The following is a 12,730-nucleotide window of genomic DNA, read 5'->3' as shown; positions in this document are numbered from 1 at the left end:
GGTTCATCCTGGAAACGGAGCGAAAGCCATGGACACGGTTACGGCAAAACATATCGACAGGGCCTCGCTGCCGGTCATCGATATCGGCGGCCTTTCCTCGGCGGACGAGACGGAACGCAGGGCGGTCGCCGCAGAACTCAGGGCCGCCTGTATCGACAAGGGCTTCTTCTACTGCGCCGGTCACGGCATTTCGCAGGGGCTGATCGACGCTGTCTTCGAGGAAACCAAGCGGTTTTTCGCCCAGTCCCCGGAAGCCAAGATGGAGCTGGAGAAATCCAGGCGGTCCAAGTGCAATCGCGGCTATGAGGTGCTCGGCGGCCAGACGCTGGAGGCCGGTGCGCCGCCCGACCGCAAGGAAGGCTATTACATCGGCCTCGAACTTGCGGAGGATCACCCCTATGTGACGGGCGGCCTGTTCAATTGCGGGCCGAATGTCTGGCCGGTCGGCCTGCCGGGCTTCCGCCCGACGATGCTTGCCTATCAGGCGGCGATGCAGGAACTCGGCAACCGGCTGATGCAGGGTATCGCGCTGTCGCTCGATCTCGATGAGGATTATTTCAAGGGCTACAACATCGAGCCGGTGTCGACGCTGCGTCTCCTGCATTATCCGCCGCAGGCACCTGATGCCCCGAAGAACGAACGCGGCGCGGGCGCCCATACCGACTGGGGCGCGATCACGCTTCTGATGCAGGACGATGTCGGCGGCCTGCAGGTCTTCGACAAGAACGAGGAAGTCTGGATTCATGCCGAGCCGGTGCCGGGCACCTTCGTCGTCAATCTCGGCGATGCCATGGCCCGCTGGACCAACGATCTCTACAAATCGACCCTTCACCGGGTCATCAACACCTCGGGCCGGCAACGCTATTCCATCCCCTTCTTCTACGACGGAGCGCCAAACTACAAGGTGGTCTGCATTCCGACCTGCCTGAAGCCCGGCGAAGAGCCGAAATACAAGCCGACAACGGTCGAGGGCCATCTCCGGGAAATGTACGCAAGGACCTATGCATGACGGACTGCCCGATGGTCGTCGCCGTGATCGCCGAAAGCCGGAGGCTCGCGTGAGCACCAAGCTTGTCAGGAACATCACCTATCTCGCGACCTTCGACGACGCGGCCCGCGAGATCGAGGACGGAGCGCTCTTCATCCGCGACAACGTGATCGAGAAGGTCGGGACGACGGCGACACTTGCCGGCGAGACGGCGGACGAGGTGATCGACCTTTCCGGCCATATCGTCATGCCGGGCATGGTGAACATCCATCACCACATGTACCAGAACCTGACGCGGGTGATGGTGCAGGACGATGAGCTGCTGGTCTGGCTGAAGACGCTTTATCCGATCTGGTCGAACCTCGATGACGACGCGATCGGTACTTCGGCGCGGGTCGCCATGGCGGAACTGATCGCCTCCGGTTGCACTACGTCATCTGACCATCTCTACATCCTGCCGAACAACTGCACGCTGGATGCGACCATCGATGCGGCGAAGGACATGGGCCTTCGCTTCCATGCGGCGCGGGGCGCGATGTCGCGCGGGCAGAGCCAGGGCGGCCTGCCGCCGGACAATTGCGTCGAGAAGGAAGAGGACATCCTCAAGGATGCCGAACGGCTGATCTCGACCTATCACGACAATTCGCGGCACTCGATGAGCCGAATCATCCTTGCGCCGTGCTCGCCGTTTTCGGTGACGCCGGCGCTGATGAAGGATGCGGCCGCGCTTGCCCGCTCCCACAGCGGCGTGCATTTGCACTCTCATCTGGCCGAGGACCTGTTCGAGGAGATCTATTGCCACGACGTCTACAAGATGCGCTCGGTCGGCTTTGCGGAATCGGTCGGCTGGCTGGGACCCGATGTCTGGTTCGCCCATTCGATCTTCATGACATCGGAGGAAATAGACCTCTTTGCCTCGACGGGGACCGGCGTTGCCCATTGTCCCTCGGCCAACATGCGTTGCGGGCAGGGGATCGCCAAGATCCGCGAAATGCTGGACAAGGGCGTGAATGTCGGCCTCGGGGTCGATGGGTCGGCGTCCAACGACACCTCCAACATGTTCATGGAAGCGCGGCTTGCCATGATGCTGCAGCGGGTGGCGCCGAACAAATATCTCTCCGAAGCGCCCGGCGGGCGTGGCGGGTTTGGCGGCACTCCGTCCGCGCTTTCCGCCCGCGAGGCGCTGACCATGGCAACGCGCGGCGGGGCGACGATCCTCGGACGCGACGATGTCGGTTATCTCGCTCCTGGCATGAGTGCCGATTTCATCGCGATCAAATTGCGCCAGCTCGGGCTTTCCGGTACGCAGCGGGACCCGCTGGCCGCACTCGTCATGTGCGGACCGTTCAAGGTCGATCACTCGTTCATCAACGGTCGTGCCATCATCGAAAACGGCGAATTCGTCTCCGCTGACATCGACAGCCTGCTGGAAAAGCATGAAGCTGTGATGGAGCGGATCTATCAGCAATAGGAAGGAAGGGTACAATGAAGGCGACGGACAGGGCTTCTATCGACCAGTGGTATCCCATCGACACGGAAAAGGAGATCCCGTTCGGGACATCGGCAAACCGCCTGCTCGGAACGGATCTGACGGTGACCCGCGCGGCAGACGGCGAAATCACCGTGAAGGCTGAGGGGCGTGAGGAGGCGCTGCCGATCAAGCGCCGGTTCGGCTTCATCTGGACGACGCTCGGCGAGCCGGAGAAGGACATCTTCCCGGTGCCGGAAGCCGACGAGCCCGATCGCCGCTACGTGCCCTGCGGTGCAGTCTCGGTGAGGGCGTCGGGGCTCAGGATCGTCGAGAACTTCCTCGACATGGCGCATTTCCCCTTCGTGCACACCGATATCCTTGGGGCGGAGCCGAATACGGAGGTCATGCACTACAATGTCGAGATCCGTCGCGATGTCGATGAGGTCTGGGCGACCAATTGCCAGTTCTTCCAGCCGCAGGCGGCGCTCTCGGCCAAGGACGGGATCATGACCCAGTATATCTACCGGGTGATGACGCCGTTCACGACGCTGCTCTACAAGACCTGCCCGAACTCGACCAATCGCTGGGACGTCATCTGCCTGTTCGTGCAGCCGCTCGATCCCGACCGCTGCCGCGCGCATCCGGTGATGTATCTCATCGACGACGTGTCGACCACGACCGAACTCATCCACTTCCAGCAGCTCATCTTCCTGCAGGACCGCATCATTCTCGAAAACCAGCGCCCGGTGCTCCTGCCGATGGAACCGCGCTCGGAAATCCCGACGCGAGCGGATGCAAGCTCGATTGCCTATCGCCGCTGGCTGAAGGAAAAGGGCGTCACCTACGGCACGTCCGCGATGGCGGCGTAAGGGCCGCATGACCGAACGATAGCCACGTTTGGTGACCTTATTCTCCCCTTGCTCTGGCGACCTCCGCAAGGCAATGACATGGGATGTTCCTCGCCCGGTCGCCGCCACCTCTCCCCGTTCACGGGGAGAAGGGCGCATGTCGCGAGCTCCCACCCAGATAAAGCAGGCACCATGTCCATCTCCACCCTTCGCAACAAAACCCTGCTCGCCTCCGGCTTCCATGCCCCGGTTCCGGGCGAGATCGATGTGCTGACGGACGTCCTGATCGCGGTCGACGGGGAGGGGGCGATCCGTTCCGTGCTGAAGCCGGCGGAGGAGGGCTACGAGGCGGCGAAACAGGCGGCCATCGCGTCTGGCACGCTCGAGAGGCTGCCGGAAGGGTCGTATCTCCTGCCGGGCTTTGTCGATTGCCATGTGCATGCGCCGCAATATCCGCAGCTCGGCGGCGCGCTCGACGTGCCGCTCGAGGTCTGGCTGCAGACATATACGTTTCCGCTGGAGGCGCGTTATGCCGATCTCGCCTTTGCCAAGCGGGCCTATTCGCTGCTGGTCGAGGACCTGATCGCCAACGGCACGACGACAGCGCTCTATTTCGCCACAGTGCATCAGGATGCGACACGGGCGCTCGTCGATATCTGCCTCGAAAAGGGCCAGCGCGCCCTGATCGGCAAGGTCGCCATGGACAATGCCGAGAGCTGCCCGGATTATTACCGGGATGTGTCCGTCGATGCGGCGCTCGAAGGCACGCGGGCGCTGATCGACTATGTCCGGATGCATCCGGAAAACGGCGAGGGACGGGTGAAGCCGGTGGTCACGCCGCGTTTCATTCCCTCCTGCACCGATGCGGCGCTGGAAGGGCTTGGCGCGATCGCACGGGAATGCGGCTGCCATGTGCAGACCCATTGCTCGGAGAGCGACTGGGAACACGGCTACGTTCTTTCCCGGCATGGCGTGACGGACACGGAAAGCCTCGACCGTTTCGGCCTGCTCGGACGGCATACGATGCTTGCCCATTCCAATCTCCTGACGGCAAGCGACATGGAGAAGATCAGGGTGCGAGAGGCGGCCGTCGCCCATTGCCCGCTTTCGAACGCCTATTTCGCCGGCGCGGTCTTTCCGCTCCGGGCGGCGCTGGAAAAGGGGCTGCATGTCGGCCTTGGAACCGATATTTCCGGCGGGCCGAGCGCTTCCATGCTGGAGAACTGCCGCGCCGCAGTGACGGTATCGCGGATGCTGGAGACGGGTGTCGACCCGGCGGCGGGCGCGACGGACAGGGCGGGCGGCCAGCCGGCGCGGATCGATTTCCGTCACGCCTTCCATGTCGCGACGGCGGGTGGCGCAAAGGCGCTCGATCTTCCGGTCGGGCAGTTTTCACCGGGATACCGCTTCGACGCGATCGTCATCGATACCCGGGCGAAGGCCGGTTCGATCCGCCTCTGGGGCGAGTTCGACAGCGGCGAGGGCATTCTGCAGAAAATCGTCTTCACGGCCTCGAAGGCGAACATCACGACCGTATGGGTGGACGGAGATGTCGCGGGCCGGGAATGATTGCATACGAAAGCGGCCCTTCCCGGTTTGGGAAAGGCCGCCACCGTCACGCCGCGATCACGATCAGTGCCTGTTCATCCAGACGTCGATTTCGCGTTCGGCTTCTTCCTGCGATTTGCCATAGGCCTCCTGGATCTTGCCTGCGAGCTGCTTGCGGTTGCCGGCGATCACGTCGAGGTCGTCGCCCGTGAGCTTGCCCCACTGGGCCTGGGCCTTGCCCTTGAACTGCTCCCAATTGCCTTCGATCTGATTCCAGTTCATCTTCAATCTCCTTGAGGTTTGTTCACATTCAGAGGTCGCGATCTCCGGTGGTGAACGCCTCAGGCCGGTTGAGGTTCCGCTCCAGAAGACACGGTCACGAAGCGCAGCCCTGAAACATGGACTGACCCGCCTGCGTCTCATTTGTCTCTTGCCATCTCGGAAAAAGCGGATCTTTCTGGAACCGATCCGCGCCGGTGCGTGTTCTATGGAGCGGAACGAGAAAATCAAAGGAGATGTCAGATGGCTTCAATATCGGGCACGGAAAAGGCAAACGGGCTTGCCGCAGAAGGTCGTAGCAAAGGCAATAGCGACGCCACGGCCGAAGACATTCAGGCCGAACTGGAAAAGCTCAGAAACGATCTCGCGGCGCTTACCCAGACGCTGGCCTCTTTCGGTAACGGCAAGCTGAAGGAAGCGGGAGACCGCGCAAGCCAGCTCGGCGCCGATGTCGCGGAAGCATCAGCCCAGTATGTCGATACCGCCCGCACCAGCCTTGCCGCCGCCGAACAGGATCTGGAAGCGCATATCCGCAGCCGTCCCCTGCAGTCGGTTGCGATTGCCGCCGGTATCGGTTTCGTCGCCGCCCTTCTGACGCGGCGGTGAGCATGAACGGAGTGATCGCACAGATACTGGCCCTCGCGCTTGGCCAGGTCGACATGCGCTCGACGATCGTCGAGACGAAACGCTCCGCCATCGGCGGAGTGCTGGTCGGGCTGTTCCTGCTCACGGCCTACGGGGCGCTGGTTACGGCGCTGGCGCTCTGGGTTTCCGCGGAGGCGGGAGCTGTTGCCGCCGCCCTGGTGGTTGCCGCCGCCGCTTTTGCCGCTGCCGTGGTGACGCTTGCGGTCGTGGCCGTCCTCAACCGGCAAACGGAGCAGGCGCGGATCGCCCGCCAGCTTGGCATGCGCAGCCAGGTCGATCCGCTTGCCAGCGGACTGATGCGGGAACTGCCGGAAATGGTGCGGCAAAACCCGATTGCGACGACGGCGCTGGTGGCAGGTTTCGTCTACGTGCTGGCGAAGAGCCGCGGCTTCGGAAGGCCGCCGGCGGAGTGACCGCCTATCCCTTGCTATTGCGCTCGGCCTGATCCAGCCGCTCGAGAAGATCGAGAAATTGCGGGGGCGTGCCTTCCTCGATGATGCTGTCGTAATAGCTGCGAAGCCGGGAGGCAATCATGGCGTTGGCATTCTGCCTTTTGGTCTCTGCGGTCTTTGGCCCGTCCTTGCGGTCCGATTGCTTGCCTGCCATGGTCATGAAGTCCGATTGAGCGTGTCGCGAAGATGAGATTATTGCCTTAAGCGGGTCAAATAAAAAAAGTTCCTCGGGCGCGGAACTATTTTTATCAGGCCGCGTTCCCTGCCGAAGCATAACCATACCTTATCTCTATTGGAGAAATTGAATGTCGCTGACTGCCCGCGTTGCTGCCCATCTGCCCTATCTCCGACGTTATGCCCGTGCGGTCACGGGATCGCAGACATCAGGCGATGCCTATGTGGCAGCGGTCCTGGAGGCGCTGATCGAGGATATATCGATCTTTCCGAAGTCTGGCGACGACCGCGTCGCACTTTATAGACTGTTCGTCACCATCTTCGATTCAACGGATGTGGAAATTCCCGAGGTCACCTCACCATTCGCCTGGGAAAAGCGCGCCGCCGCCAATCTTGCCGCCGTGCCGACGCGGGCGCGTCACGCCTTCCTGCTGATAACGGTCGAGGGCTTCACCCCTGTCGAGGCCGCGGAAATCCTGGGGGTCGGCGAAGACGAGTTCACCGCTCTCTTCAACGAAGCCTCCCACGAGATTTCCAGGCAGGTCGCGACCGATGTCATGATTATCGAGGACGAGCCGCTGATCGCGCTCGACATCGAGCAGATGGTGGAAGACCTCGGCCACCGCGTCACCGGCATTGCGCGCACGCATGGCGAGGCCGTCGAACTCTACAACCGCACCAATCCGAAGATGGTGCTCGCCGATATCCAGCTTGCCGACGGCAGTTCCGGCATCGATGCGGTCAACGATATTCTCAAGGTCGATACGGTGCCGGTGATCTTCATCACGGCATTTCCGGAGCGGCTGCTGACGGGCGAGCGCCCGGAACCGGCCTTCCTGGTCACGAAGCCGTTCAATCCCGACATGGTCAAGGCTTTGATTAGCCAGGCGCTGTTCTTCAACGAACGGGTGGCGGAACAAGCCTGATTGCAGCCGTGTTTTAAGCTCGCGGCCACGGGGGGAATCCGCCCCCGCGGCGGGTGAGGGAGACCCTGACGGAAGCGGATTGCCCAGAGCGGCGGAGTGAGAAGTTGGTACATCGATTGACATGGTTTGAACCTCAGCGCGGCGACGAGCTATTGCGCGAGTTTTTCATAACCGCCCTGATCGATATGAGCGCCAGCCTCACGCTGCAGGATTGCCAGGGAAAATATATCTGCATCACGACGCTGCCGCCCCGCTGGTTTCTGCCCGCCGGGGCGGTTCCGACGGACGAGACGATCTTCGGCCCCGATATCGGAGCAAGACTGGCGGAACTCAAGGCAGGGCTGAGCAAAGCTGGGGAGCGTGCCGAACTCGAGATCGAGCCGGGAGACGATACCTTTTTCGAATTCCGGTGTCGGCTGATCGAGATGTCCAACGGAAAACTTCACCTCGTGACGATCGTCATGGACCGCACCGAGGACCGGCGCCGTGAACGCCTGCTGCGGGCCCTGTTGCGGGAGGTCAGCCACCGGTCGAAGAACCTGCTGGCAATCATTCAGAGCATCGCTTCGCAGACCGCGCGCTATTCCGGGACGCTGGAAATGTTTCTCGCGAAGTTTCGCGGAAGGCTGCATGCTCTTTCCCAGTCGCAGGATCTCATCACCGATTCCAGCTGGCGCGGGGCCTATTTCCGCGACCTCGTCCAGCAGCAGGTCGATCGCTACGTACAGGACAATGTCGACCTCGTTCGCGCGACCGGCGAAAACATCCTGCTGTCGCCGAATGCCTCGCTGCATATCGGTCTGGCGCTGCACGAACTGATCGTCAATGCCGTCAGCCACGGAGACTTCATCGCCCGGCGAAAGCCGATCGAAGTGAGCTGCATGCGGGTCGAGGGCGAAAAGGGTCCCGAAATCGTGATCCTGTGGAGGGAGCCTCTCGGCAAGGCCGACAGCGAGGCCGAAGATGCCTTGAGGACGTCGCGGTTCGGCAGCACGGTGCTGGAGCGAGTCGTGCCGACATCCGTCAACGGCAGTGCGGTGCACACGATGGAGGCTGGCGAAGTGCTCTATGAACTGCGGTTCCCGCTCGAGATCGAGGACTGAAGGGGAACCAAGCTCGTTCCGCCGCATTGACCGAGGGTTTCCCGTTGTCGAAAGATGCGGGTCCGATCTTTTTCCTCCTGACGTCACGGGATACCGATGCGGCTCTTTTCCTGCAGCAACTGCGCCAATGTCGTGCATTTCGACAACAATGCCTGTGTGACCTGCGGCATGGGGCTCGCCTATCGGCCGAGCCGTTTCGACATGGTCGCGGTTCAGCCTGGGGATGGCGGTGCCGTCGACCCGGCCGCCCCCGCCACGCCGCTTCAGCTTTGCGCCAATGCGCAGACGGGCGGATGCAACTGGCTGGTCGAGGATGGCGACCCTTCCGGTTTCTGCCTCGCCTGCCGGCATAACCTGACGATCCCCGACCTCGATATCCCTGAAAATGTGGAGAACTGGCAGAGGATCGAACTCGCCAAGCGCTATCTGTTTTATTCCCTGATGCGCTTCGGTCTTCCCCTCGTCACCCGGGCGGCAGATCCTCAGGGCGGTCTCGGATTCGAGTTTCTTTCCGACGGAGGCAATGGGGCCACCGGCTCTCCGGTCATGACCGGGCATGCCGACGGCCTGATCGTGCTCAATGTCGCCGAGGCGTCCGACGCCGAACGCGAAGCGCGGCGGGTTTCGCTGGGGGAACCCTTCCGCACGCTGATCGGCCATTTCCGCCATGAAGTGGGGCATTACTACTGGGAAAAACTGGTGCGTGACCGCGGAGCGACAGACGACTTCCGTGCCGTTTTCGGCGATGAGCGCGCGGATTACGGCGAGGCGCTGCGGCGACACTATGCCGAAGGACCGCCGCAGGGCTGGGAGCAGAATTTCATCAGCGCCTATGCGGCAAGCCATCCGTGGGAGGATTTTGCCGAGACCTGGGCGCATTACTTCCACATCGTCGATGCGCTCGACACCGCCGATGCCTTCGGCTTGCGGACCAGCCCCGAAACGGACGCCGACGGACTTGCGCTCACCACGACCTTCGACAGTTACCGCGCGGTCAACGCGCAGGTTCTGGTCGATGCGTGGGTACCGCTGACGATCGCGATCAACAGCATCAACCGCAGCATGGGACAACGGGATCTCTATCCCTTTGTGCTCTCCGTTCCGGTGTTCGCGAAGCTGCAATATATTCATGACCTTATTCATAAGGGCTAATTACAATCGAGGAGTTGACGCCCCGGCAGCGGGCGAAAATCACTTTGGTGTTATACTAATACTTTAAGGAACATCCGGCGTTGTTTTGCGTTAATCTTCCACTTGAGGAGAACGCCAATGGACACGCTTGCAGCTCTGATGGTTCTCATTGCATGCCCCCCGGATACGGCTCGCTGTCTGGAGGAGCCGATCGCTGTCGTGTCCTACCATTCGACCCAGGAATGTCGATTGGCCCTGCCGGGCGAAACCGCGAAAGCGGAAAAGCTCGCCCGGATCATCTACGGCAATTGCATTCCCGTCGATCCGGCCCTTCTCGCCGGCCGGCCGCAGATAAACCGGACCATCGACCCGGCGAGACTGGCCGGCTTGTCGAAGCGCGGACTGCCTGCCGTCGAGGCCCAGGCGCTGGCGAATACGGCAAAAGCGGAAGGGCCGTTTGCCCTTGTGGCGAAGACGCGCTGATGCCCGGCGGCTCATAAAACCTTCCCCTTTCGGGCGAGAAGAACGGTTCCCGTCGATGACGAAAGCGTGCCGATGCCTACCGCGCGCTCCGCCTATCCTGAAACGCAAAACACCCGGACGACGTCCGGGTGTTTTGTTTGCGGGATCGTTCAGACCCTGCGGAACAGGCGGCTGGCCAGGGAGACAAGGAACAGAACAATGAAGACGAGGAACAGAATCTTGGCGATGCCTGCCGATGCGCCGGCAATGCCACCGAAGCCAAGCACGCCGGCAATCAGGGCCACGATCAGGAAAACAAGAGCATAGTAAAGCATGAGATCCTCCTTGGATGATGGCAGGAAAACGTCGGCCTTCTCCAATTGTTCCATTTCGGAGCCGTCGGAAAAATCGGAAACTCATGGAACCTTAGGAATAGTTCATCGTTTACCGGCACGAACGCAAACAGCCAACTGGACGAGAATGACCAAGTCACCCAATCAAACATCGGCCGCTGGTAACGGGCAAAGCCCGGCGGGTGTGCATGCCGGAATTTCAGCCCAGCTTCGCGCCTATTATCGCTCCGTGGAGGAGGAAGGGATCCCCGATCGCTTTCTCAGCCTGCTCGAGAAACTGGACATGGCGGAGAAGCAGGTCGATAACAGTTACGGCATCAGGGACACCGCATAATGACCGCAGAAAACCTGACGAACGATCGCTCTTTCAAGCGGGAGCTGCTTGCGGCCTTACCCAACCTGCGTGCCTTCGCCGTTTCCCTGACCGGTCGCCATCACATGGCTGACGATCTGGTCCAGGAAACGATCATGAAAGCCTGGGCCAAGCAGGATCACTTCGAACCCGGCACCAACATGAAGGCCTGGCTCTTCACCATTCTGCGCAACGAGTTCTACTCGCAGATGCGCAAGCGCGGCCGCGAGGTTTCCGACAGCGACGGCATCTTCACGGCACAGCTTGCGACGCATCCGCAGCAATACGGCGCGCTCGACTTCCAGGATTTCAAGCGCGCGCTGGACCAGCTTCCGAGCGACCAGCGCGAAGCGATCATTCTCGTCGGCGCCTCCGGCTTCGCTTATGAGGAAGCGGCCGAAATCTGCGGCTGTGCCGTCGGCACGATCAAAAGCCGTATCAACCGCGCCCGCACCAAGCTGCAGGAAATTCTCGCCGTCAGCGGCCAGGGCGATTACGGCCCCGACGCCGACAGTTCCGCCGTCACCAAGCGTGCCTTTGCCGGGTAGCTCCGGTCATATTGACGAAAGGTCGTCGCGGAGCGTCTTCTGATCGAAGACGCTCCGCATCCATATGCGCAAGGATGCTGCAACGTCCCGGTTTCCAGGAACTTCAGACGGAACGCCGGTTTCGGCTTTGCCGGAACGGCTAGCCTTGTGCGTCCGGGGCGGAATCGTAGCGATGAGCGGCCGCCGCCTTGACGGTTTCCACGAGATGGAACGGATCGAAAGGCTTGTCGATGATCGGGAAGCCGTGCGAGGACCGAGCATTCGGCGAAAAATCCTCATAGGCGGACAGAAAGACGGTGGCGGCGCCGGACGCCTCGATCTGCTCTGCACGGGCAAGGTTTTCCGCCTTCGAAGGAGCCGCATCCACGAGAACCACGTCATAGCGACCGTTGGCGAGAGCGTCGCCGAATTCCGCATGCGCGGTGATCGTTACGCTGCATCCGAGTTTTTCCGTGAGGATATCTTCTATCTCCACCGCGATCAGACCTTGGCTCTCGACAACGAGAACACGAAGCGACGGGTTGTTCATGGCTTTTCCTTCTGGTTCGCCGCGACCTTGGCGTGAACTGACCGGCCCGTCATTTAAAAAAGACATGTCCTGGGCAACGAGGGTTCCGAATGGAACATTTTCTTGAAGGAACCCTTTTGCGGTAAAAAAGAGGACATTGCATGGCAAACGACTTTCGTCAGAGTTCCGTTCGGCTGAGCTGCTATTCCTGCCCGCTTCGTTCCATGTCGCATTTTAGGCGGTTTTCAGAGGACGAACTCGATTTCGTCGCCCGGTTCAAAAGAGGCGAACTGAGCACGGATGCGGGCGCGACCGTGGTGGTGGAGGGCACCAACAGCGCGCATCTCTACACCGTTCTCGAGGGGTGGGGGTTTCGCTACAAGATCCTGGAGGATGGCCGCAGGCAGATCCTCAACTATGTGGTGCCGGGCGACCTTGTGGGGCTGCAGGGCGCGCTGATGGCGGAAATGCAGCACTCGGTCGAGGCTCTTACGCCGATGACGCTCTGCATGTTCGAACGAAGCCGGCTGTTCACGCTTTTCGAGAAGCATGCGAGCCTCGCCTATGACCTCACCTGGCTTGCCGCGCGCGAGGAATCGATCCTGGATGAGCATCTGCTCAGCATCGGGCGGCGCACCGCGCTCGAAAGGGCAGCTTATCTCCTGGCCTTTCTCCACGAGCGCGGCCGGCTTACCGGATTGCTCGACGAAACCAGGCGATATGTTCCGGTAACCCAAACGCATGTCGCCGATACGCTCGGCCTGTCGATCGTTCATACCAACAAGACGCTGCGGCGTCTGGGCGACCGCGGCATGATCCGATGGCTGGATCGCGGCTGCGACGTGCTCGACGTCGAAGCCCTGTGCGAAGTCGCCAACTGGCGGCCGGACGATGCACTCGTCCGGCCCTTCATCTGACGGTATCCCCAGATTAGTGGAGGAG

General features: G+C 61.3%; 17 protein-coding genes. 13 read left to right on the top strand and 4 right to left on the bottom strand.

What is annotated here, in order from left to right:
- The first annotated feature begins 28 nt into the window (after nucleotides 1-28).
- The 4 genes from ACLBKR_RS14455 (at nucleotide 29) to guaD (ending at nucleotide 4,876) form a co-directional block, all read left to right on the top strand.
- The gene (locus tag ACLBKR_RS14455; RefSeq protein ID WP_113447744.1) at nucleotides 29-1,009 is read left to right on the top strand and encodes an isopenicillin N synthase family dioxygenase; all 981 of its coding nucleotides are present in this window, start codon (nucleotides 29-31) and stop codon (nucleotides 1,007-1,009) included.
- Between the two features lie 49 nt (nucleotides 1,010-1,058).
- Complete coding sequence (locus ACLBKR_RS14450) at nucleotides 1,059-2,459, top strand: 8-oxoguanine deaminase (RefSeq protein ID WP_414899462.1); 1,401 nt, start codon at nucleotides 1,059-1,061, stop codon at nucleotides 2,457-2,459.
- A gap of 14 nt (nucleotides 2,460-2,473) precedes the next feature.
- Nucleotides 2,474-3,328, top strand: coding sequence for an aromatic ring-hydroxylating dioxygenase subunit alpha (locus tag ACLBKR_RS14445; RefSeq protein WP_414899461.1), 855 nt, complete (start codon nucleotides 2,474-2,476; stop codon nucleotides 3,326-3,328).
- Between the two features lie 171 nt (nucleotides 3,329-3,499).
- Nucleotides 3,500-4,876, top strand: coding sequence for a guanine deaminase (gene guaD, locus ACLBKR_RS14440; protein WP_414899460.1), 1,377 nt, complete (start codon nucleotides 3,500-3,502; stop codon nucleotides 4,874-4,876).
- 63 nt (nucleotides 4,877-4,939) lie between these two features.
- Here guaD and ACLBKR_RS14435 read toward each other — a convergent pair whose 3' ends face one another.
- Nucleotides 4,940-5,137 (bottom strand): CsbD family protein, encoded by a 198-nt coding sequence (locus ACLBKR_RS14435; protein ID WP_112829267.1) that lies wholly within the window; start codon nucleotides 5,135-5,137, stop codon nucleotides 4,940-4,942.
- Between the two features lie 240 nt (nucleotides 5,138-5,377).
- Here ACLBKR_RS14435 and ACLBKR_RS14430 point away from each other — a divergent pair, with 240 nt between their 5' ends.
- Both ACLBKR_RS14430 and ACLBKR_RS14425 read left to right on the top strand, forming a co-directional pair.
- Nucleotides 5,378-5,740 (top strand): glycine zipper domain-containing protein, encoded by a 363-nt coding sequence (locus ACLBKR_RS14430; protein WP_113447742.1) that lies wholly within the window; start codon nucleotides 5,378-5,380, stop codon nucleotides 5,738-5,740.
- A 2-nt stretch (nucleotides 5,741-5,742) separates the two neighbouring features.
- Nucleotides 5,743-6,192: a hypothetical protein gene (locus ACLBKR_RS14425; protein WP_414899459.1), complete on the top strand. Its 450-nt coding sequence runs from the start codon at nucleotides 5,743-5,745 to the stop codon at nucleotides 6,190-6,192.
- Between the two features lie 4 nt (nucleotides 6,193-6,196).
- Here ACLBKR_RS14425 and ACLBKR_RS14420 read toward each other — a convergent pair whose 3' ends face one another.
- Nucleotides 6,197-6,385, bottom strand: a complete 189-nt coding sequence (locus tag ACLBKR_RS14420) for a NepR family anti-sigma factor (RefSeq protein WP_112829376.1) — start codon at nucleotides 6,383-6,385, stop codon at nucleotides 6,197-6,199.
- 151 nt (nucleotides 6,386-6,536) lie between these two features.
- On the opposite strand from ACLBKR_RS14420, the gene ACLBKR_RS14415 reads away from it, so the two are divergent.
- From ACLBKR_RS14415 to ACLBKR_RS14400, 4 genes are all read left to right on the top strand, one after another.
- The gene (locus tag ACLBKR_RS14415; protein ID WP_112829270.1) at nucleotides 6,537-7,331 is read left to right on the top strand and encodes a response regulator; all 795 of its coding nucleotides are present in this window, start codon (nucleotides 6,537-6,539) and stop codon (nucleotides 7,329-7,331) included.
- Nucleotides 7,332-7,435: 104 nt separating this feature from the next.
- Nucleotides 7,436-8,434, top strand: coding sequence for a sensor histidine kinase (locus tag ACLBKR_RS14410; RefSeq protein WP_113447741.1), 999 nt, complete (start codon nucleotides 7,436-7,438; stop codon nucleotides 8,432-8,434).
- Nucleotides 8,435-8,530: 96 nt separating this feature from the next.
- Nucleotides 8,531-9,586, top strand: a complete 1,056-nt coding sequence (locus ACLBKR_RS14405) for a putative zinc-binding metallopeptidase (protein ID WP_113447740.1) — start codon at nucleotides 8,531-8,533, stop codon at nucleotides 9,584-9,586.
- A gap of 117 nt (nucleotides 9,587-9,703) precedes the next feature.
- Nucleotides 9,704-10,048, top strand: coding sequence for a hypothetical protein (locus ACLBKR_RS14400; RefSeq protein ID WP_113424397.1), 345 nt, complete (start codon nucleotides 9,704-9,706; stop codon nucleotides 10,046-10,048).
- 149 nt (nucleotides 10,049-10,197) lie between these two features.
- Here ACLBKR_RS14400 and ACLBKR_RS14395 read toward each other — a convergent pair whose 3' ends face one another.
- Nucleotides 10,198-10,362 carry a DUF1328 domain-containing protein gene (locus tag ACLBKR_RS14395; RefSeq protein ID WP_113424612.1) on the bottom strand — a complete coding sequence of 55 codons (165 nt, stop codon included), beginning with the start codon at nucleotides 10,360-10,362 and terminating at the stop codon, nucleotides 10,198-10,200.
- A gap of 145 nt (nucleotides 10,363-10,507) precedes the next feature.
- Between ACLBKR_RS14395 and ACLBKR_RS14390 the strand changes: the two genes are divergently transcribed.
- Entirely contained in the window at nucleotides 10,508-10,714 is a 207-nt protein-coding gene (locus tag ACLBKR_RS14390) for a NepR family anti-sigma factor (protein ID WP_112829275.1), read from the top strand.
- Nucleotides 10,714-11,280, top strand: a complete 567-nt coding sequence (locus ACLBKR_RS14385; RefSeq protein ID WP_112829276.1) for an RNA polymerase sigma factor — start codon at nucleotides 10,714-10,716, stop codon at nucleotides 11,278-11,280. The genes ACLBKR_RS14390 and ACLBKR_RS14385 overlap by 1 nt, the downstream gene beginning before the upstream one ends.
- A gap of 139 nt (nucleotides 11,281-11,419) precedes the next feature.
- Here the strand turns inward: ACLBKR_RS14385 and ACLBKR_RS14380 are convergent, their stop codons facing one another.
- Nucleotides 11,420-11,809: a response regulator gene (locus ACLBKR_RS14380; protein ID WP_113447739.1), complete on the bottom strand. Its 390-nt coding sequence runs from the start codon at nucleotides 11,807-11,809 to the stop codon at nucleotides 11,420-11,422.
- A gap of 140 nt (nucleotides 11,810-11,949) precedes the next feature.
- Between ACLBKR_RS14380 and ACLBKR_RS14375 the strand changes: the two genes are divergently transcribed.
- The gene (locus ACLBKR_RS14375) at nucleotides 11,950-12,705 is read left to right on the top strand and encodes a Crp/Fnr family transcriptional regulator (RefSeq protein ID WP_113447738.1); all 756 of its coding nucleotides are present in this window, start codon (nucleotides 11,950-11,952) and stop codon (nucleotides 12,703-12,705) included.
- The last annotated feature ends 25 nt before the right edge of the window (nucleotides 12,706-12,730 follow it).

It is taken from the genome of Paenirhizobium cremeum, assembly GCF_047553425.1.
In the GTDB taxonomy this organism is placed as follows: domain Bacteria; phylum Pseudomonadota; class Alphaproteobacteria; order Rhizobiales; family Rhizobiaceae; genus Allorhizobium; species Allorhizobium cremeum.
Note: the sequence above shows the minus strand (reverse complement) of the source record. Positions and strands in the feature narration are given on the sequence as shown.